At 64.9% G+C, this 19490-nt stretch carries 17 protein-coding genes and 1 riboswitch; of the genes, 13 read left to right on the top strand and 4 right to left on the bottom strand.

What is annotated here, in order from left to right; all coding sequences use genetic code 11:
- Window positions 1-47: 47 nt before the first annotated feature.
- Window positions 48-470, bottom strand: a complete 423-nt coding sequence (locus AZ34_RS01230; RefSeq protein ID WP_035603926.1) for a universal stress protein — start codon at window positions 468-470, stop codon at window positions 48-50.
- Window positions 471-626: 156 nt separating this feature from the next.
- Window positions 627-1604 (bottom strand): LysR family transcriptional regulator, encoded by a 978-nt coding sequence (locus tag AZ34_RS01225; protein WP_035603923.1) that lies wholly within the window; start codon window positions 1602-1604, stop codon window positions 627-629.
- A gap of 134 nt (window positions 1605-1738) precedes the next feature.
- Here AZ34_RS01225 and AZ34_RS18490 point away from each other — a divergent pair, with 134 nt between their 5' ends.
- A complete protein-coding gene (locus AZ34_RS18490) occupies window positions 1739-2398 on the top strand; it encodes a hypothetical protein (RefSeq protein WP_051509433.1) in 660 nt (219 codons plus the stop codon).
- A gap of 283 nt (window positions 2399-2681) precedes the next feature.
- Window positions 2682-3347 (top strand): hypothetical protein, encoded by a 666-nt coding sequence (locus AZ34_RS01215; protein WP_155831688.1) that lies wholly within the window; start codon window positions 2682-2684, stop codon window positions 3345-3347.
- A gap of 107 nt (window positions 3348-3454) precedes the next feature.
- Here the strand turns inward: AZ34_RS01215 and AZ34_RS18860 are convergent, their stop codons facing one another.
- A complete protein-coding gene (locus AZ34_RS18860; RefSeq protein ID WP_269320436.1) occupies window positions 3455-3586 on the bottom strand; it encodes a hypothetical protein in 132 nt (43 codons plus the stop codon).
- A gap of 161 nt (window positions 3587-3747) precedes the next feature.
- The gene (recQ, locus tag AZ34_RS01210) at window positions 3748-5688 is read right to left on the bottom strand and encodes a DNA helicase RecQ (RefSeq protein WP_419670187.1); all 1941 of its coding nucleotides are present in this window, start codon (window positions 5686-5688) and stop codon (window positions 3748-3750) included.
- On the opposite strand from recQ, the gene AZ34_RS01205 reads away from it, so the two are divergent.
- The 11 genes from AZ34_RS01205 to hutU all read left to right on the top strand — a co-directional run bounded on the left by AZ34_RS01205 (window position 5687) and on the right by hutU (window position 19436).
- Window positions 5687-6760 (top strand): homocysteine S-methyltransferase family protein, encoded by a 1074-nt coding sequence (locus AZ34_RS01205; protein WP_035610554.1) that lies wholly within the window; start codon window positions 5687-5689, stop codon window positions 6758-6760. The genes recQ and AZ34_RS01205 overlap by 2 nt on opposite strands.
- A gap of 214 nt (window positions 6761-6974) precedes the next feature.
- Entirely contained in the window at window positions 6975-7946 is a 972-nt protein-coding gene (locus tag AZ34_RS01200) for a TerC family protein (protein WP_035603913.1), read from the top strand.
- Between the two features lie 36 nt (window positions 7947-7982).
- Complete coding sequence (locus tag AZ34_RS01195; protein ID WP_035603910.1) at window positions 7983-9056, top strand: RNA methyltransferase; 1074 nt, start codon at window positions 7983-7985, stop codon at window positions 9054-9056.
- Between the two features lie 19 nt (window positions 9057-9075).
- Window positions 9076-9498 carry a PACE efflux transporter gene (locus tag AZ34_RS01190; protein WP_035603907.1) on the top strand — a complete coding sequence of 141 codons (423 nt, stop codon included), beginning with the start codon at window positions 9076-9078 and terminating at the stop codon, window positions 9496-9498.
- Window positions 9499-9507: 9 nt separating this feature from the next.
- Window positions 9508-9583: riboswitch (S-adenosyl-L-homocysteine riboswitch) on the top strand.
- A 22-nt stretch (window positions 9584-9605) separates the two neighbouring features.
- Window positions 9606-12329 (top strand): methionine synthase, encoded by a 2724-nt coding sequence (metH, locus tag AZ34_RS01185; protein ID WP_081767022.1) that lies wholly within the window; start codon window positions 9606-9608, stop codon window positions 12327-12329.
- 344 nt (window positions 12330-12673) lie between these two features.
- A complete protein-coding gene (locus AZ34_RS01180; protein ID WP_035603904.1) occupies window positions 12674-13630 on the top strand; it encodes an ABC transporter substrate-binding protein in 957 nt (318 codons plus the stop codon).
- Between the two features lie 4 nt (window positions 13631-13634).
- On the top strand, window positions 13635-14462 hold the full coding sequence (locus AZ34_RS01175) for an ABC transporter permease (protein WP_051509432.1): 828 nt from the start codon (window positions 13635-13637) through the stop codon (window positions 14460-14462).
- Between the two features lie 5 nt (window positions 14463-14467).
- The gene (locus AZ34_RS01170) at window positions 14468-15271 is read left to right on the top strand and encodes an ABC transporter ATP-binding protein (protein ID WP_231495563.1); all 804 of its coding nucleotides are present in this window, start codon (window positions 14468-14470) and stop codon (window positions 15269-15271) included.
- Between the two features lie 12 nt (window positions 15272-15283).
- Window positions 15284-16054, top strand: coding sequence for a histidine utilization repressor (gene hutC / locus AZ34_RS01165; protein WP_035603901.1), 771 nt, complete (start codon window positions 15284-15286; stop codon window positions 16052-16054).
- Between the two features lie 56 nt (window positions 16055-16110).
- A complete protein-coding gene (gene hutH, locus AZ34_RS01160; RefSeq protein WP_035603897.1) occupies window positions 16111-17667 on the top strand; it encodes a histidine ammonia-lyase in 1557 nt (518 codons plus the stop codon).
- 62 nt (window positions 17668-17729) lie between these two features.
- A complete protein-coding gene (hutU, locus tag AZ34_RS01155; protein WP_035603894.1) occupies window positions 17730-19436 on the top strand; it encodes a urocanate hydratase in 1707 nt (568 codons plus the stop codon).
- The last annotated feature ends 54 nt before the right edge of the window (window positions 19437-19490 follow it).

The following is a 19490-nucleotide window of genomic DNA, read 5'->3' as shown; positions in this document are numbered from 1 at the left end:
CGCCCCCGCATCTGGCGTGCATGGCGCCTGATGCGGCTGGTTGGTGTTCAGCGCACGATCAGTACCGGCACGTTGCAGTTGGCCAGCACCTTGGTCGCCACCGAGCCCAGGATCAGGTTGCCCAGTGTGCCGTGTCCATGCGAGCCCATGACCAGCAGGTCGAACTTCCCGCTCGCGGCCAGCTTGGCGATCAGATCACCCGCGTTCCCGACCTTCCAGTCCGTCTTGGCCGTGATGCCTTGTTGGGCCAGGAACTTGGTGACGGGCTTGAGGACTTTCTCCGACTCTTCCTCGTAGTATTTGTCCACGATCTCCTTGCCCAAGGCAGCCTTGGCCCGTGGTGGCAGCGCGGGCTGTACCGTGAACAGCACGTACTGGTGGTCCGCGCCCAACAGGGTGTCGTGCGCGGCCAGATAAGCGAGCATCTTTTTCGTGTACTCGCTGCCATCAACGGCCAAGAGAATCTTCATGGAGAGTTCCTTTCGTGAATGTGTTGTCCCTCGGGACACAAGAGTCCGGTTGCAAGTGTGCCAGTCCACGGGACCCAGGTCGAGCCTCCGCTTCTCGCGAGTATCGGTCAAGCGTGGCCATGCCGGGCGGGGTTTTGCCCGGGTTTTTGCGCTGGGTCAAGAAAGCGAGGGCGCGGGCATGGTCACGCCCTGCTGTGGGAGCCGGGCCATCACCCCGCGCAGCCACGCGTGCGCGGGGTGATGGCGCTGTCGTCGATGCCAGAGGGCATCCACATGGATGGCTGGCACGGCAAACGGCAGCTCCCGCAGTTCCAGTTGGTCGGCGATGCCGGTGGCATTCACGAAGTGCTGTGGCAGCACCGTGAGCAGGTTTGAGCCGGCCACGACACGACCGGCGGTGAAGAACTGGTTGACGGTGAGCACGATGTTGCGGCGCAGGCCGAGCCCCTCCAGGGCTTCGTCGATGAAGCCCCAGGGTCGTCCCGAGAAGGTGACCAGCAGGTGGCGCGCCGCGCAGTAACGCTCCAGCGTCAGCGTTTCGTGGGCCAGCGGATGCCCGCGGCGCATGACGCAGACGTAGTGGCTGAGGTAGAGGCGCCGATGTTCGTAGGGCACGGTTTCGCCAGCCTGGGCTTGCGCCGTGAGCCCGGCCATCACGGCGGGGAAATACCCGACTGCCAGGTCGGCGGCCTCTTCGTCTAGCAGCCGGCGTGGGTCGCGCGTGGTCAGTGGCACCACGCGGATGGAGACGCCAGGCGCTTCCTGGTCCAGGATCTGGACCAGTCCGGGAATCAATTCGGCGGCGGTCGCGTCAGCCATCGCCAGGACGAAGCTGGTGTTGGCCTCGGCCGGATCGAAATGGCCCGGGGCAAGGGTTTCCTGTAGCTGGCGCAAAGCCTGTTGCACCGTGGGCCACAAGGCCATGGCGCGTGGTGTGGGCTCCAAACCCTGGCCGCTGCGACGCAGCAGCTCATCCCCCAAAGCCTCGCGCAGGCGACGCAGTGCATTGCTCACGGCTGGCTGAGTGAGCGCTAGCTTGGCGGCAGCTTTTGTGAGGCTGCGCTCCGTCATGACTTCGTTGAACACGCGCAGCAGATTGAGATCCAGTGTGCGGAAGTTGAGTTGTTCAGGCATTTGGGGGCAGAACGAATACATCACGAAAATCAATATCCAATATCAACAATATAAAGTTGAGTCGCATCAGAGAAAACCCTAGTATTGCGGCCATACCAGCACAAGCCATACCCAGTTACCACCAAGGAACCACCATGACCACCAACAGCTTCATCCATCTGGACTATCCCCGCAGCCATCCGGGTGCAGACCGTCTTGAGCGCACGGTGGAAGTCGCAGGCCGTTTGGTCACCCGCGTGCGCAAGAACCTGAGCGCATCGCGCGGTCTGGCCGCGGTGCTGTTGGCTGCCATGGTGGCCACCTTGCTGGTGGTGATGGACCAATGGGTGGATATCTGGACCGACGGCCACCTGCTTGCCACGTGGACCCTGACCTGGGCCATCGGTTTCTTCACCCTGGCCCTGCTGGCGCCCGCCGCCCGCAGCTTGGCAGCGCGCACCGTCCAGGGGCTGGACAGCTGGTCGCGCAACGTCGCGCGCCGTCAGGCCGATGAACGGCTGCTGGCCTTGGCGCGCAAGGATCCGCGCGTGCTGGCCGACATTCGTGCGGCGATGCTGCGCGAGGAAATCGCATTGGACGCTGGCAAGGGCCAGATCAACCTGGCGAATCCCGCCAGCGGTACCGGTTTTGGTGGCGGCCAAGGCCCCGAATTGGGGCAAGGCACCAAGAACAGCCATGCCGGCATGGACATCAACGCGGCGGAGTTTGTTTCCGCACTGGCCGCCAGCCGTGGCCTGCGCCCCGAAGTGGCGGCCCGCCTGTCGCGTCTGAGCCGCCGCATCTGGAACGAGTGAACGCCTAGGGGCGGATGCCCCGTGGGGTCCGCCGCCAGAAAGCCCTTGGGGTATGAACCGTGAGGGCGGGCTGTCGCCGGACAGCCGGCCGTCAGCTGGAGCCACCGCGAGTCGGTGGCTTTTGTTTTTTACGCTTGTTTACTAGACCTCACGACCTTCTCTGCGTGAGAATAAGGGCGTCGTTGGATTCAGGGGTCGAATTGTCTTGGGCTTACCCCCCGGCGCCAAAACTATCAATGTATGAATCCGGCGGACGAGCCCAGCCATCGAAAGTTTCAACAGCGTGTCTTCTTCATCCAAGCGCACCATTTTTTCCGAGATGACGCCTAGCATCGTCATCACAGACCCCATTCCGCTCTGGAAAGCCTGGGCCAAGTCTGCCTTCAAGCTTGGTCTTGTCGCGGCGCTGTGTGCCGCCAGTTTTTATGCAGGGCGCTACTACCAGCCTGGCTTGGCGGGCGGCGGTGAACTGGCCTACTCTACCCAACTCGAAGTCGATGGCGTGCCGCAAGCAGTTGCTGCACCGGACAAGCCTGTTGCTGCCACCGCAACGCCGCAGGCTCGGGAGGCCGATGGCACTCAGCCCCTGGCCGACGTGCTGGCTTCGCATTCTCTGGAAGGCTTGCAGGTTCAGTCCCTGCAGGTTGCCCGCAATGGCGCGGTGCCTGGGCAGCTGAATTACACCTTCGAACTGGCCAACAATGGGCGGCTGTTTGAGGGGCGTTACGAGTTTCTGGTGCTGGGGCTCAAGGACGGGCGGCCCGAGCAGCAGGTCATCACCTCTGAAAATGCGTCCGATCCCAACTATCGCCTGCGGGTGGCGCGGTACATCAAGATGGACGGGAAGTTGATCCTGCCCGCCGGCTTGCAGGCGCAAGCCGTGGTGCTCAGCTTGCACGAATCCACAGGCGTGCGCGCCAGCCGGGGCATGGAACTGGCGGCTCGCTGACCATTCCGCCAGGAAAAACAAAGGGGACCCGCAGGTCCCCTTTTCCATTTCATCGGTCCGCCATGGCTGCTGGTGGACAGATCCGTGCCCAGGTCACGGACGCTTGCTCAGGCCATGAACACGGCAATGAAAGCCAGCAAGAAGATCAGCAGGCCGCCCAGCAGGGGAATGACCACCGGCGCTGTGTGCGCGATTTGCTCGATCGGATCGTTGGTGGCAGGGGACTGATGCTCGGACATGTGTTTCCTCGTGTTTACTCGTAGGGTACGCGAAACATTCTACCCGAGCAAAAAAGCACGGAGCCAGTCCGCAAGAACCCGCAAGCCGTGGGTGCGGATCGGGTGGATCGGCCCCCTGGGCCGGGCCCGTGTCACTCATCCGCCGCGTCATGTCACCACACTCAGCCCTCGGCGCAGACTCGCAGCACTTCAGCGCCGTAAGCCTCGAGCTTGCGCGCGCCGATGCCTCCAATGTCCTGTAAGGCATCCAGGTTGCGGGGTTGGCGGCGGGCGATTTCCGCCAGTGTGGCGTCGTGGAAGATCACGTAGGCTGGCAAGTTGTGTGCGCGCGCCACTTCGGCTCGCCATGCCTTGAGGTTGATGAAACGTGCTTGCGCGTCCACGTCCAGATCCTGCGCCACCGGGGCCGTGACGGCCGCACGCCGGCGGTTGCGCGACGGTGCCGGGTCTGACGCCGATTCACGCAGTCGCACCGGCACTTCGCCCTTGAGAACCGCGCGCGAGGCCTCGGTCAGGCGCAGGGTGTTGTAGGCCTGTGCATCCACGGCCACCGCGCCGATGGCGATCAACTGGCGCAGCACGGCGCGCAACTCGCTCTCGCTGGCGTCCCGTGCGATGCCATAGGTGCTCAGGTGTTCGTGGCCGTATTGCCGCACCTTGTCCGTGTCTTTCCCGCGCAGAATGTCCATCAGGTGACCGGCGCCGAAGCTGATGCCGTTGGCTTGCTGGACACGGTAGATGCAGGACAGCAGCTTGCGCGCCAGCTCCGTGCCGTCACGCACGGCCGGCGGGTTCAGGCAGTTGTCGCAATTTCCGCAAGGTTCGGAGTGCTCGCCAAAATAATGCAGCAGCCGCACGCGCCGACAGTCGGTGGCCTCTGCCAGGGCCAGCAGGGCATCGAGCTTGCCGCGCAAGACCTGCTTGAATTCCTCGGCGGCCGGGCTTTCGTCGATCATGCGGCGCTGGTTCACCACGTCCTGCAGGCCGTAGACCATCCAGGCGTCGGCGCGCTCACCATCACGGCCCGCGCGACCCGTCTCCTGGTAGTAGCCCTCGATGTTCTTGGGCATGTCCAGGTGAGCGACAAAACGCACGTCGGGCTTGTCGATGCCCATGCCGAAGGCGATGGTCGCCACCATCACCAGACCTTCCTCGCGCAGGAAACGGTCTTGATGGCGCTGGCGCACCGAGGCATCCAGGCCCGCGTGGTAGGGCAGGGCATGGACGCCTGCGTCCACCAACTGCCGTGCCACTTCCTCCACGCGCTTGCGCGATTGGCAGTAGACGATGCCCGCGTCGCCCTCGTGTTCGCGTTCGATGAAGCGAAGCAGCTGCGTCAGACCGTCCTTCTTTTCGACGATGGTGTAGCGGATGTTGGGGCGATCGAAGCTGCTGACGAATTGCCGCGCCTCCTGCAACTGCAGGCGCTCCACGATGTCCTCGCGCGTCAGAGCATCGGCCGTGGCGGTCAATGCGATGCGCGGCACGTTGGCAAAGCGTTCGTGCAGCACGCTCAGCGCGCGGTACTCGGGGCGGAAATCGTGGCCCCACTGGCTGACGCAATGCGCCTCGTCGATGGCGAACAAGGCCAACTGCCCGCGTTCGCGCAGTGCATCCAACAGGGCCAGGAAGCGTGGCGTGGTCAGGCGCTCGGGTGCTGCGTAGAGCAGGGTGAACTCGCCGCGCAAGAGCTGTTTTTCCACCTGCGCGGCCTCGTCGCCGCCCAGGCTGGAGTTCAGGAATGCCGCCTCGACGCCTGCTTCGTGCAGCGCGCCCACCTGGTCGTGCATCAGGGCGATCAGGGGCGAGACCACGATGGTCACGCCCAGCCCGGCCTGCTGGCGCGCGATGGCGGGGATCTGGTAACAAAGCGACTTGCCGCCACCCGTGGGCATGAGCACCAAGGCGTCGCCCCCGCGGGTGACGTGGTCCACGATGGCCTGCTGCGGGCCGCGGAAAGCCGGGTAGCCGAACACATCGTGCAGGATGCGCCTGGCAGGCGTGTCGTTCAAGGGAGGATGCGGTGCGTTCAAGAGGGGTCCAGGGCTGTGGCCCGATTGTCGCCTGCTCGCAAATGACTGCTTCCCTACAATGCGTGCCATGAAACCGCTCGCCTACACCCGCGCCCGTGAACTGCCAGCCACGCTCAAGCAGCGCATCGCCATCCTTGATGGCGCCATGGGCACCATGATCCAGCGGTTCAAGCTGAGCGAGATGCAGTACCGCGGCGAGGGCGGTCCTGCCGAGGCGCTGGCACGTTTCCGCGACTTTCCACGTGATCTCAAGGGCAATAATGAGCTGCTATCGCTTACCCGGCCGGACGTGATTTCCGCCATCCACGAAAAATACCTTGCCGCCGGCGCCGACCTGGTCGAGACCAACACCTTCGGCGCAACGCGCATCGCCCAGTCCGATTACGACATGGCCGGCTTGGCACGTGAGATGAACCTGGTATCCGCTCGGCTGGCGCGCGCGGCCTGCGACAAGTTCAGTAATCCGGAGCAGCCGCGTTATGTCGCGGGTGCCCTGGGCCCCACGCCACGCACCGCCAGCATCAGCCCGGATGTGAACGATCCCGGCGCGCGCAACGTCGACTTCGAAGAACTGCGCGCGGCGTACTTTGAACAAACTGTCGCCTTGATCGAGGGTGGCTCGGACGTGCTGCTGGTGGAGACCATCTTCGACACGCTCAATGCCAAGGCCGCGCTGTTCGCCATCGACGAGGCTTTCGAGGCCACGGGGGAATGCCTGCCCATCCTCATCAGCGGCACGGTGACCGATGCTTCGGGTCGCATCCTCAGCGGCCAGACCGTCACCGCCTTCTGGCACAGCGTGCGCCACGCCCGCCCCTTGGCCGTGGGCCTGAACTGTGCGCTCGGCGCGACGCTGATGCGGCCTTACATCCAGGAACTGGCCAAGGCCGCGCCCGACACCTTCATCAGCTGCTACCCGAACGCCGGCTTGCCCAACCCCATGAGCGACACTGGCTTCGACGAAACCCCCGACGTGACCAGCCGCCTGCTGCACGAGTTCGCGGCCGAGGGGCTGGTCAACATCGTGGGCGGCTGTTGCGGCACCACACCCGAGCACATCGGCGCGATCCGTGAGGCCGTGCTGCCCGTGGCCACGCGCGCACTGGGTGCCGCCAGCCCCTTCTATCGGGAAGCTGCCTGACCCCAAGAAAATTAGGGGTATGTGGGCGCCGGCATAATGGCCACTCCCATCAAGGGGAGTAGTCGAGTGACAGGTCCGGCGCCACGCCGGTTCAGGTCAACGGAATTCCGTCAGTACGCCGCTTCATCGCGGTCGGGATTCCGGCCCGGGCACCACGCCCGGGTCCGGCAAGACCTTGCGGGTGTTCTTCAACACTGCAAGCGAGGTTTATCTCATGCAAAGCATTGCGCCACTTTGGCTGTGGATGGTTTTTGTCGCCTTCGTTTTGGCGGCGCTCTTCGTCGATTTCGTCGTTCTCAGAAAGCAGGGCGCCCATGAGGTGAGCGTCAAGGAAGCCCTGAACTGGTCCTTGATCTGGATCGCCCTGAGCTTTCTTTTCAACGCCCTGCTCTGGTGGGCTGTGTTCGACACCTCGGGCTCACACGCACTGGCCCATGAGAAATCGCTGGAGTTCCTCACGGGTTACCTGATCGAGAAGAGCCTGGCGGTCGACAATATCTTTGTCTTCCTGATGATCTTCACCTACTTCGCGGTGCCTCCGGCCTACCAGAAGCGGGTGCTGATGATCGGCATCATTGGCGCCATCGTGCTGCGCACCGTGATGATCCTTGCCGGCAGCTGGCTGCTGTCGCAGTTCCACTGGATTCTGTACGTCTTCGGTGGTTTCCTCGTGCTGACCGGCCTCAAGATGTGGTGGGCCGCAGGCAAGGAGGGCAGTCTGGAGGGCAACCCCGCCTTGAAGTTGCTGCGCCGCGTGATGCCGGTGAGCCAGGGCTTTGACGGCGAGAAGTTCTGGACCGTCGAAAACGGCAAACGCATCGCCACGCCACTGCTCATGGTGGTGGCCTTGGTCGGCCTGACGGACGTGATCTTTGCGGTTGACTCGATTCCCGCCATCTTCGCGATCACCCAGGACCCTTTCATCGTGCTCACCAGCAATGTGTTCGCCATCCTGGGTCTGCGCGCCATGTTCTTCCTGCTCCAGGCTGTGGCCAGCCGCTTCCATCTGCTGAACTACGGGCTGGCCGTGATCCTGGTCTTCATCGGCACGAAGATGATGCTGATCGACATCTACAAGATCCCTGTCGCCGTTTCCCTGGCGGTGGTGGTGGGCATCCTGGCCGTGACCATGTTCTGGAGCGTGCGCACTTCGTCCAGCCGGTCGAGCGCTAAAAGGGTAAGCTAAGGGGCCGGGCTCCCTTTGGGGCCCTGTTTCCTTCCCATGCAGATTGACACCCTGCGCAAGCGCCTGCGGGCGCTGGGCGCTCATCCTCGTCACGAACACCGCGTCCTTCGCCTTTGGTCCCAGGCCAAGCCTCAGGACGATGGTCCGCGCCCGATCGAGAATTTCCTGCCGGCCACCCTGCGTGCAGCCTTGCCCGAGATCACGCGCGATCTGGCCGCCCTGGCGACCTTGCATGCCGAGCATCCCGGCGAGGATGGGTCGCGGCGCCTGGTTGTGGCCCTGGTCGACGGGCAGCTGGTGGAAAGCGTGCTCATGCCCACAGGCGCGTCGCGCCAACGCATGCCCACCCTCTGCGTATCCACCCAGGTCGGTTGCGCCGTGGGCTGCGTCTTCTGCATGACGGGGCGCACGGGCCTGATCCGTCAGCTCGGCAGCGCCGAGATCGTCGCCCAGGTGGCCCTGGCCCGTGCGTCCGCCACCGTGCGCCGCGTGGTTTTCATGGGCATGGGCGAGCCGGCCCACAACCTGGACAACGTGCTCGAGTCCATCGACCTGTTGGGCACGGCGGGTGACATCGGGCACAAGAACCTGGTGTTTTCCACGGTCGGTGACCCGAGGGTGTTCGAGGCCTTGCAAAGCCGGGGCGCGGACCAGGTGCGCCCCGCCCTGGCCTTGTCCCTGCATACCACGCGGGCCGATCTGCGCGCGCAGCTGCTGCCGCGCGCGCCACGCATGACGCCCGAGGAACTGGTGGAAGCAGGGGAACGTTACGCGCGTCTCACCGCCTACCCCATCCAGTACCAATGGACCTTGCTCGAGGGCATCAATGACACGGACGAGGAAATTGACGGTCTGGTGCGCCTGCTCCATGGCAAGTACGCCATACTCAATTTCATTCCCTACAACGCGGTGGACGACCTGCCGTATCGACGGCCCGCGCACGAGGCTGCGGTGGCCATGGCGCGTCGCTTGCACCAGCGGGGCATCCTGACCAAGCTGCGGCAATCGGCCGGCCAGGACGTGGACGGCGGCTGCGGGCAACTGCGCGCGCGAGCCGTCCAGGCGCTGCCGCGTGACGGTCGCCGCGTGATCGCGGTTGCCGCCGCCTGAACCGAACCAGAGAGCATCCATGCAAGGCATCCGACGCAAGATCGTCTACGTCACCCTTTACGAGGCCATCGCCATCGCCATCTGCACCGTGGGTTTTGCCCTCGCATCGGGTCAGGGGCTGGGTCTGGCCAGTGCACTCTCGGTGATCTGTTCGCTCACGGCCGTGCTCTGGAATCTGGTCTTCAACCACGCTTTCGAGCGTTGGGAAGCCCGTCAGCCTGTGCGCGGTCGCAATTTCAAGCGACGCGCGGCCCATGCGCTGATGTTCGAAGGCGGTCTGGTGCTGCTGCTGGTGCCGCTGATCGCCTGGTGGTTGGACGTGGGTCTGTGGCACGCGCTGGTGATGGACTTGGGATTGGTGTTGTTCTTCCTGATTTACACCTTCGCTTTCACCTGGGCCTTCGACAAATTGTTTGGCCTGCCGACCACCGCTACCCCTTAAAATCGCGCCGGTTCCAAGGAGCGTTGCAGCGCACGGCCGTGCGTCAGGCTTGGGACTCTCTTTTTTGCAACGACGCTCACCTGACTCCGTTTTCTTGCAGGTGAGCCGTGTCTGAAGTCTCTCTTCCCCCTCTGAAGCTGTCCGGCCTGGAACCCTTGGCCATCGGGCCGGGTTCGCTGTTCGTCAACATCGGTGAGCGCACCAACGTCACGGGCTCCAAGGCTTTTGCTCGCATGATCCTGAATGGCCAGTTCGAGGAGGCCTTGGCCGTGGCGCGCCAGCAGGTCGAGAACGGCGCCCAGGTCATTGACGTCAACATGGACGAGGCCATGCTCGATAGCCAGGCCGCCATGGTGCGTTTCCTGAACCTGATTGCCAGCGAACCCGACATCGCCCGCGTGCCGGTGATGATCGACAGCTCGAAGTGGAGCGTGATCGAGGCCGGCCTGCGCTGCATCCAGGGCAAGGGCATCGTCAACTCGATTTCCATGAAGGAAGGCGTGGACGAGTTCAAGCGCCAGGCTCGGCTGATCAAGCGTTATGGGGCCGCCACCGTGGTGATGGCTTTCGACGAAAAAGGGCAGGCCGACACCTACGAACGCAAGGTCGAGATCTGCGAGCGGGCGTACCGCATCCTGGTGGACGAGGTCGATTTCCCGGCCGAGGACATCATCTTCGACCCCAACATCTTCGCCATCGCCACCGGCATCGAGGAACACAACAACTACGCGGTGGATTTCATCGAGGCCACGCGCTGGATCAAACACCACTTGCCGGGCGCCAAGGTCAGCGGGGGCGTGTCCAATGTGTCTTTCAGTTTCCGAGGCAACGAGCCGGTGCGCGAGGCCATCCACACGGTGTTCCTCTACCATGCCATCAAGGCCGGCATGGACATGGGCATCGTCAACGCGGGCATGGTGGGTGTCTACGATGACCTGGACCCGGTCCTGCGCGAGCGGGTGGAAGACGTGGTCCTCAACCGCCGCGAGGACGCCGGCGAGCGCTTGGTTGAGATCGCCGAGAGTGCCAAGGGCGCGGCCAAGGACGAAGGCAAGAAGAACGAATGGCGTGCCTTGCCCGTGGCGCAGCGTCTGAGCCACGCCCTGGTGCACGGCATCACGGAGCACATCACCGAGGACACCGAGGAGGTCTACCGCGAAATCCTGGCCAAGGGTGGCCGGCCGCTGCACGTGATCGAAGGGCCGCTGATGGACGGCATGAACATCGTGGGCGACCTGTTTGGTGCCGGAAAGATGTTCCTGCCCCAGGTGGTCAAGAGCGCGCGTGTGATGAAGCAAGCCGTGGCGCACCTGGTGCCCTACATCGAGGAAGAAAAGCGCCAACAGGAGGCCGCGGGCCAGGACGTGACTGCACGCGGCAAGATCGTGATCGCCACGGTCAAGGGCGACGTGCACGACATCGGCAAGAACATCGTCACCGTCGTGCTCCAGTGCAACAACTACGATGTGGTCAACATGGGCGTGATGGTGCCCGCGCATGAAATCCTGGCCAAGGCCAAGGCCGAGTCGGCGGACATCATCGGTCTGTCGGGCCTGATCACACCCAGCCTGGAGGAAATGCAATACGTCGCGGCCGAGATGCAGAAGGACGAGCATTTCCGCAGCCGCAAGACGCCGTTGCTGATCGGTGGCGCCACCACCAGCCGTGTGCACACCGCCGTCAAGATCGCGCCGCACTACGAAGGCCCGGTGGTCTATGTGCCAGACGCCTCGCGCAGCGTGAGCGTTGCCCAAGGGCTGCTGGGCGAGCAAGCCGCGCACTACATCGCCGAAGTGCAAGCCGACTATGAACAGGTGCGACGACTGCACGCTGGCAAGAAGCAAACACCGCTGTGGCCGCTGGAGCAGGCCCGAGCCAACAAAACCCCCATCGCCTGGAGCGACTACAAGCCGATGAAGCCCAAGTTCATTGGTCGCCGTGTCTTCAAGAACTTCGACTTGGCCGAGTTGGCGCGCTACATCGACTGGGGGCCTTTCTTCCAGACCTGGGATCTGGCGGGCGCCTACCCGGCCATCCTGGACGACGAGGTGGTGGGTGAGCAGGCCCGCAAGGTCTACGCCGACGGGCAGGCCATGCTGCAGAAGATCATCACGGGCCATTGGCTGACCGCCAGCGCGGTGTTGGGCTTGTACCCCGCGCAGAGCGTCAACGAAGACGACATCGCGCTCTACACCGATGAAAGCCGCGCACACGAGGCGCTGGTCTGGTACGGCCTGCGTCAGCAGACCGAGAAGCAGGAAGTCGACGGGGTGATGCGTCCCAGCCGCGCATTGGCCGACTTCGTCGCGCCGCGTGACAGCGGCGTGGCCGACTACGTGGGCCTGTTCGCCGTCACGGCCGGCCTGAACATCGAAAAGAAGGAGCAGGCCTTCATGGCCGCCCACGACGATTACAGCGCCATCATGCTCAAGGCCCTGGCCGACCGCTTGGCCGAGGCCTTCGCCGAATGCCTGCACCAGCGCGTGCGCACCGACCTCTGGGGTTATGCCGCGCAGGAGACGCTGAGCAACGAGGACATGATCGCCGAGAAGTACCAGGGCATCCGCCCCGCGCCGGGTTATCCAGCCTGCCCGGACCACAGCGTCAAGCGCGAGATGTTCGAGCTGCTTCAATGCGAGGAGATTGGCATGGGCCTGACCGAAAGCTTGGCCATGACGCCCGCCGCCAGCGTGTCGGGCTTTTACCTCGCGCACCCCGAGGCCCAATACTTCAACGTGGGACGCATCGGCGAGGACCAGCTGCAGGATCAGGCTCGCCGACGGGGCCTGAGCGAGCAGACCTTGCAAAGGCTGCTGGCCCCGAATCTCTGAGCCCGAGGCTTGCCCGCTTGCACGAGCCCGCACGCAAGGTGGCCAGGTCCGCGCCAGGGTCTGAAGCCCTGAGCCTGGCACGGCTTGTGCTGAATTGAGCGCACCTTTCCTAGCACAGGCTTGTCTATACAGCAAGATGGTGCAGGTCCGCATGGAAACCGCCCCAGGCTGGGGCAACATACACCGGACCGGTGCTAAGTCCTGACGTATGAGCGTCTGGGGACGATGGGGTGAACGTTGCAGTACGCCCCATCTTGTATAGACAGGTTGGGTCGGCGTGACCTCTGGGCCGGGTTTCCGTGCCGCGCAAGCGGTCCTTCATTTCTTTGGCAAAGGAAGTTTGTATGCGCAAGTCCCTCGTGAAATCCGCGGCCCTGCTGGCCTCAACCCTGTTGGTCGCTGGCGCCGTCCAGGCGCAGGACACCAAGATCGCCCTCGGCATGTCGGGCTGGACGGGTTTTGCCCCGCTGACCCTGGCCGACAAGGCAGGCATCTTCAAGAAGAACGGCTTGGACGTGGAAATCAAGATGATTCCGCAGAAGGACCGTCACCTGGCCCTGGCCGCCAAGGCCATCCAGTGCGCAGCCACCACCGTGGAAACCCACGTGGCCTGGAACACCAATGGCGTGCCCATCGTGCAAATCTTCCAGATGGACAAGTCCTACGGCGCCGACGGTCTGGCCGTGCGCAACGACATCAAGAGCATTGCCGACCTCAAGGGCAAGACCGTGGGTGTCGACGCACCCGGCACCGCGCCGTACTTCGGCCTGGCTTGGATGTTGAGCAAGAACGGCATGACCATGAAGGACGTGAAAACCGTGACGCTGTCGCCCCAGGCTTCGGCGCAGGCTTTTGTCACCGGCCAGAACGATGCCGCGATGACCTACGAGCCCTACCTCTCGACGGTGCGCGCCAACCCGCAGGCCGGCAAGATCCTCGCCACCACGCTGGACTACCCCATGGTGATGGACACGGTCGGCTGCGCTCCGGACTGGCTCAAGGCCAACCCCAAGGCTGCCCAGGCCCTGACCAACTCCTACTTCGAAGCGCTGGAGATGATCAAGGCCGACCCGGCCAAGGCCAACGAGATCATGGGCTCGGCCGTCAAGCAGACTGGCGAGGCCTTCGCCAACTCCTCCAAGTACCTGCGCTGGCAGGACAAGGCGGCGAACCAGAAGTTCTTCGCGGGTGAATTGCAGGCCTTCATGAAGGACGCCGCAGCCATCCTGCTGGAAGCGGGCGTGATCCGCAAGCTGCCGGACAACTACGACGCCATGGTCGACACCCGTTTCATCAAGTAAAGCCATGACCCTGCCTCCCGTCATGCCCGCCTTGCCCACGCGGCCCCAGCGCAGTGGCCTGGCTCCCTTGCAGCCCGTCAGCGCGCGCGCGCGCTGGCTGCTGGGCCTGGGTTTCTTCGTCGTGTTCTTCGGTGTCTGGGCGTTCTTCACGCTCGGCGGTTATGTCTCGTCCACCTTCCTGGCCAGTCCTCTGACCATGGTGCGAGAAGGTTGGTTGCTGTTCACCGAGTTCAACTTCATCCACGACATCGGCATGACGGTGTGGCGGGTCTTCGGCGGCTTCTTGATGGCCGCCGTGGTCGCCGTGCCGCTGGGCATCGCGATGGGCGCGCACAAGGGGGTCGAGGCCTTTCTCGAACCCTTTGTCTCCTTCTGCCGATACCTGCCGGCCTCGGCCTTCATTCCGCTGTTGATACTCTGGGCGGGCATCGGCGAGCTGCAGAAGGTGCTGGTCATCTTCATCGGCTCGGTGTTCCAGATCGTGCTCATGGTCGCGGTCACGGTGGGCGCGGCCCGCAAGGACCTGGTCGAGGCGGCCTACACCCTGGGTGCCAGCAACAGCGGCGTCGTTAAACGCGTGCTGATCCCGGGCGCCGCACCCGAGATCGCCGAGACCCTGCGCCTGGTGCTGGGCTGGGCCTGGACCTACGTCATCGTCGCCGAGCTGATCGGCTCGTCTTCAGGCATCGGCCACATGATCACCGACAGCCAGGCCTTGCTCAACACCGGCCAGATCATCTTCGGCATCATCGTCATCGGCCTGATCGGGCTGGTTTCCGATTTCGCCTTCAAGGCGCTCAACCGCCGCCTGTTCGCCTGGAGTTCGCTGTGAGTGTCTTGGCCCCTGCATCCCACAAGCCGTCGCTGAAGCTGTCCATCCAGGGCGTCTCGCGCGTCTTCACCAGCCCCAAGGGCCACCAGACCCAGGCGCTCACGCCCATCCAATTCGAGGTGCGCGAGAACGACTTCGTCACCATCCTCGGCCCCTCGGGCTGCGGCAAGTCCACATTGCTGCGCATCGTCGCGGGACTGGACCAGCCGAGCACCGGTCAGGTCTTGCTGGACGGCCAACCGGTCGAAGGGCCGGGCGCCGATCGTGGCATGGTGTTCCAGAGCTACACCCTGTTCCCCTGGCTCACCATCGAGCAGAACATCCGTTTTGGCCTGCGCGAGCGCGGTCTGCCCGAGGCGCAGCAGAAGGAGCGCTCGGACTACTTCATCGCCAAGGTCGGCCTGCGCGGTTTCGAACAGCATTTCCCCAAGCAGCTCTCGGGTGGCATGCAGCAACGCACGGCCATCGCGCGCGCGTTGGCCAATGACCCCAAGATCTTGCTGCTGGACGAACCCTTCGGCGCGCTGGACAACCAGACCCGGGTGCTGATGCAGGAGCTGCTGCTCGGCATCTGGGAGTCGGCCCAGAAGACCGTGCTGTTCGTGACCCACGACATCGACGAAGCCATCTTCATGGCCAACCGCGTGGCCGTGTTCAGCGCGCGGCCTGGCCGCATCAAGGCCGAGATCGCGGTGAACTTTCCGCACCCGCGCCACTACACGGTCAAGACCTCGCCCGAGTTCATGGCCATCAAGGCGCGGCTGACCGAGGAAATCCGCGCTGAATCCATGGCCGCCGCCGAGCACTGAACCCTCCACTCCATGACACGCAACGCCGCTCCCGTCCGTTCCCGCGCCGCCGCCACCTCCAACTCGGTTGCGCTCTACCAGCAGGTCAAGGACTACATCGCCCGCAAGATCCAGGACGGCAGCCTGCGTCCGGGCGACCGCCTGCCCTCGGAACACGAGCTGGTGGCGCATTTCGGCATCGCGCGCATGACCGTCAACCGCGCCCTGCGCGAGTTGACCGAACAAGGCCGCATCGTGCGCGTGGCGGGTGTGGGCAGCTTCGTGGCCGAGGCCAAGCCCCAATCCACCTTGCTGCAGATCGCCAACCTGGGCAGCGAAATCCGCGCGCGCGGGCACGACTACCGATGCGACATGCTGGTGGTCGAGCGCGTCGCGGCCGCGCTCGACATCGCCGCCGCGCTGGATGTGCGCACCGGCGAGTCGGTGTTCCACTCGGTCTGCGTGCACTTCGAGGACGGCCTGCCCATCCAGCTCGAAGACCGTTACGTCAACCCGCGTGTGGTACCCGATTACGGGCAGCAGGATTTCCGCCAGCAGCAGCCCTCGGAGTACCTGGTGCGCAACGTCCCCTTCGACGAGATCGAGCATGTGGTGGACGCGGTGCTGCCCACGGCCGAGCAGGCCGTGCACCTGCAGATGCCCGCCACCCAGCCCTGCCTGCTGCTGACGCGCCGCACCTGGACCCGCAGCACGCCCGTGACCCTGGTGCGTTGCCTGCACCCGGCCAACCGCTACCGGCTGGGCAGCCGTTACCACGCCGACGGCAACCCCGTTTTCACCTGAAGCGACAGACCCATGCTTCGCTCATTTGCGCCCGTACTTGTCTAGACAGGAATGCCATGACTGCTGACTCAACCCCATCTACCGTGACGCTCACCCCCGGTGACGTGCCGCTCGCACACTGGCGCACCATCTACCGGGGCGCTGCGTTGCGGTTGGACGCCGCTTGCATGGCGGCCGTGGCCGCCAGCGCCGAGACCGTGGCGCGCATCGTCGCGCGCGGAGAGCCTGTGTATGGCATCAACACCGGCTTCGGCAAACTGGCCAGCGTGCGCATTCCCGCCGAGGATTTGGAAACCCTGCAACGCAACATCGTGCTCTCGCACGCGGCCGGTGTGGGTGAAGCCACGCCGCTGCCGATCACGCGGCTGATGATGGCGCTCAAGCTGGTCAGCCTGGCCCAGGGCGCCTCGGGCATCCGCCCCGCCACCCTGGCCCTGCTGGAAGCCATGCTGGCGCGCGGCGTGATCCCGGTGGTGCCGGCCCAGGGTTCGGTGGGTGCCTCGGGTGACCTGGCGCCGCTGTCGCACATGACGGCGGTGATGATCGGCGTCGGCGAGGCCGACACGCCCACCGGCCGCCTGCCGGCCGTGCAGGCCCTGGCCAGCGTGGGGCTGGCCCCCGTCACGCTCGGGCCCAAGGAGGGACTGGCCCTGCTCAACGGCACCCAGTTCTCCACGGCCAATGCGCTGGCGGGGCTGTTCGAGGCCGAGCGCCTGTTCCAGTCGGCGCTGTTGACTGGGGCCCTGGCCACCGACGCGGCCAAGGGCTCCGACGCGCCCTTCGACCCGCGCATCCATGCGCTGCGCAAGCACCGCGGCCAGATCGCCACCGCCGAGGCGCTGCGCCAACTGCTGGCGGGCAGCGCCATCCGTGCCTCGCACCTGCAAGGCGACGAGCGTGTGCAAGACCCGTACTGCCTGCGCTGCCAGCCGCAGGTGATGGGGGCCTGCCTGGACCTGCTGCACCACGCGGCCTCCTTGCTCGGGACCGAGGCCAACGGCGTCTCGGACAACCCGCTGATCTTCAGCAATGACCAGGGCGGCGAGGCGCTGTCGGGCGGCAACTTCCACGCCGAGCCCGTGGCCTTCGCGGCCGACATGATCGCCATGGCCATCTGCGAAATCGGTTCCTTGGCCGAGCGCCGCATCGCCATGCTGGTGGATCCGGCGCTGTCGGGCCTGCCGGCCTTCCTCACGCCCAAGCCAGGGCTGAACTCGGGTTTCATGATCCCGCAGGTCACGGCCGCCGCGCTGGTCTCGGAGAACAAGCAGCGCGCCTACCCGGCCAGCGTGGATTCCATCCCCACGTCGGCCAACCAGGAAGACCATGTGTCCATGGCCGCGCACGGCGCGCGCCGCTTGCTGCCCATGGCCGAGAACGCCATGGCCGTGATCGCCATCGAGTGGCTGTGCGCGGCCCAGGGCTGCGACTTCCATGCGCCGCTGAACACCAGCGCGCCGCTGACGGCCGTGCGTCAGCTGCTGCGCCAGCAGGTGCCGCACCTCGACGACGACCGCCACATCACGCCCGACCTGGAGGCCGCCATCGCTCTGGTGCGCAGCGGCGCCTTGGCGCAGTCGGTGCCGGCGATGCCCTTGCCGGCGCTGGCCTGAACTGCTTCTCTTCCGACTTTCTCATTTCCGTTCTGTTCCAAGATCTGCCCCAGGAGTTCGCCATGACCACCACCACCGACCCCCGCCTGGACCCGACCCGCGTGATCCGTGCACCTCGCGGCAACACCTTGCACTGCAAGAACTGGATCACCGAAGCGGCCTACCGCATGATCCAGAACAACCTCGACCCCGACGTGGCCGAGAACCCGCAGGCCCTGGTGGTCTATGGCGGCATCGGCCGCGCCGCGCGCAACTGGGAATGTTTTGACCAGATCCTGGCCTCGCTCAAGGACCTGAACGACGACGAATCCTTGCTGGTGCAGTCGGGCAAGCCGGTGGGCGTGTTCAAGACCCACGCCCACGCGCCGCGCGTGCTGATCGCCAATTCCAACCTCGTGCCCAAGTGGGCCAACTGGGAGCACTTCAACGAGCTGGACCGCAAGGGCCTGTTCATGTACGGCCAGATGACCGCCGGCAGCTGGATCTACATCGGCGGCCAGGGCATCGTGCAGGGCACCTTCGAGACCTTCGTCGAAGCCGGCCGCCAGCACTACAACAACGACCTGGCGGGCAAGTGGATCCTGACCGCCGGCCTGGGCGGCATGGGCGGCGCGCAAACCCTGGCCGGCGTGCTGGCGGGCGCCTGCGTGCTGGCCATCGAGTGCCAGCAGAGCAGCATCGACTTCCGCCTGCGCACCCGCTACGTGGACAAGCAGGCCAAGGACATCGACGACGCCCTCGCGTTGATCCAGCACCACACGGCCAAGAAGGAAGCGGTTTCCATCGCTTTGCTGGGCAATGCCGCCGAGGTGTTGCCCGAGCTGGTGCGCCGCGCCAAAGCCGGTGGTGCGAACGCCATCAAGCCGGACATCGTGACCGACCAGACCTCGGCCCATGATCTGATCAACGGATACCTGCCCCCAGGCTGGACCGTGGCGCAGTGGAAGACAGCCCAGCGCGACCCGGCCCAGCACGCCACGCTCAAGGCCGCCGCCGCCAAGGGCTGCGCGGTGCATGTGCAAGCCATGCTGGATTTCCAAGCCATGGGCATTCCGACCGTGGACTACGGCAACAACATCCGCCAGGTTGCCTACGACGAGGGCGTGAAGAACGCCTTCGACTTCCCTGGTTTCGTGCCTGCCTACATCCGACCGCTGTTCTGCGAGGGCAAGGGGCCGTTCCGCTGGGTCGCGCTTTCGGGTGACCCGGAAGACATCTACAAGACCGACGCCAAGCTGAAAGAACTGTTCCCACACAACAAGCACATGGTGCGATGGCTGGACATGGCGCGCGAGCGCATTGCTTTCCAGGGCCTGCCCGCGCGCATTTGTTGGCTGGGCCTGGGCGAGCGCCACATCGCGGGCTTGGCCTTCAACGAGATGGTGAAGAAGGGCGAGCTCAAGGCCCCCATCGTGATCGGCCGGGACCACCTGGACACCGGCTCGGTGGCCAGCCCGAACCGCGAGACCGAAGGCATGAAGGACGGCACCGACGCCGTGAGCGACTGGCCGCTGCTCAATGCCTTGCTCAATACTGCGGGCGGCGCCAGCTGGGTCAGCCTGCACCACGGCGGCGGCGTGGGCATGGGCTACTCGCAGCACGCGGGCATGGTGATCGTGGCCGACGGCAGCGATGCGGCAGCCGAGCGCCTGGCGCGCGTGCTGGTCAACGACTGCGGCTCGGGCGTGATGCGCCATGCCGACGCCGGCTACGAACTGGCGATCGAGACCGCGAAGAAGTTTGGCCTGAAACTGCCCATGCTGCGCTGAGGCGCTACATACGAACAGCGCACTTGAACGCTTCGCGTCTGAGCGATCCCATCT

Origin of the sequence: Hylemonella gracilis str. Niagara R, assembly GCF_000600295.1 — a bacterium.
In the GTDB taxonomy this organism is placed as follows: Bacteria; Pseudomonadota; Gammaproteobacteria; order Burkholderiales; family Burkholderiaceae_C; genus Hylemonella; species Hylemonella gracilis_A.
The sequence above is the reverse complement of the archived record's forward strand: the minus strand, read 5'-3'. Positions and strand labels throughout refer to the sequence as shown.

What these genes read in the sequence shown, in the direction of transcription:
- AZ34_RS01230 (WP_035603926.1), bottom strand. Translation starts at nt 470, where the DNA reads ATGAAGATTCTCTTGGCCGTTGATGGCAGCGAGTACACGAAAAAGATG.
- AZ34_RS01225 (WP_035603923.1), bottom strand. Translation starts at nt 1,604, where the DNA reads ATGCCTGAACAACTCAACTTCCGCACACTGGATCTCAATCTGCTGCGC.
- AZ34_RS18490 (WP_051509433.1), top strand. Translation starts at nt 1,739, where the DNA reads ATGACCACCAACAGCTTCATCCATCTGGACTATCCCCGCAGCCATCCG.
- AZ34_RS18860 (WP_269320436.1), bottom strand. Translation starts at nt 3,586, where the DNA reads ATGTCCGAGCATCAGTCCCCTGCCACCAACGATCCGATCGAGCAAATC.
- AZ34_RS01205 (WP_035610554.1), top strand. Translation starts at nt 5,687, where the DNA reads ATGAAACCGCTCGCCTACACCCGCGCCCGTGAACTGCCAGCCACGCTC.
- recQ (WP_419670187.1), bottom strand. Translation starts at nt 5,688, where the DNA reads ATGGCACGCATTGTAGGGAAGCAGTCATTTGCGAGCAGGCGACAATCG.
- AZ34_RS01200 (WP_035603913.1), top strand. Translation starts at nt 6,975, where the DNA reads ATGCAAAGCATTGCGCCACTTTGGCTGTGGATGGTTTTTGTCGCCTTC.
- AZ34_RS01195 (WP_035603910.1), top strand. Translation starts at nt 7,983, where the DNA reads ATGCAGATTGACACCCTGCGCAAGCGCCTGCGGGCGCTGGGCGCTCAT.
- AZ34_RS01190 (WP_035603907.1), top strand. Translation starts at nt 9,076, where the DNA reads ATGCAAGGCATCCGACGCAAGATCGTCTACGTCACCCTTTACGAGGCC.
- AZ34_RS01180 (WP_035603904.1), top strand. Translation starts at nt 12,674, where the DNA reads ATGCGCAAGTCCCTCGTGAAATCCGCGGCCCTGCTGGCCTCAACCCTG.
- AZ34_RS01175 (WP_051509432.1), top strand. Translation starts at nt 13,635, where the DNA reads ATGACCCTGCCTCCCGTCATGCCCGCCTTGCCCACGCGGCCCCAGCGC.
- hutC (WP_035603901.1), top strand. Translation starts at nt 15,284, where the DNA reads ATGACACGCAACGCCGCTCCCGTCCGTTCCCGCGCCGCCGCCACCTCC.
- hutH (WP_035603897.1), top strand. Translation starts at nt 16,111, where the DNA reads ATGACTGCTGACTCAACCCCATCTACCGTGACGCTCACCCCCGGTGAC.
- hutU (WP_035603894.1), top strand. Translation starts at nt 17,730, where the DNA reads ATGACCACCACCACCGACCCCCGCCTGGACCCGACCCGCGTGATCCGT.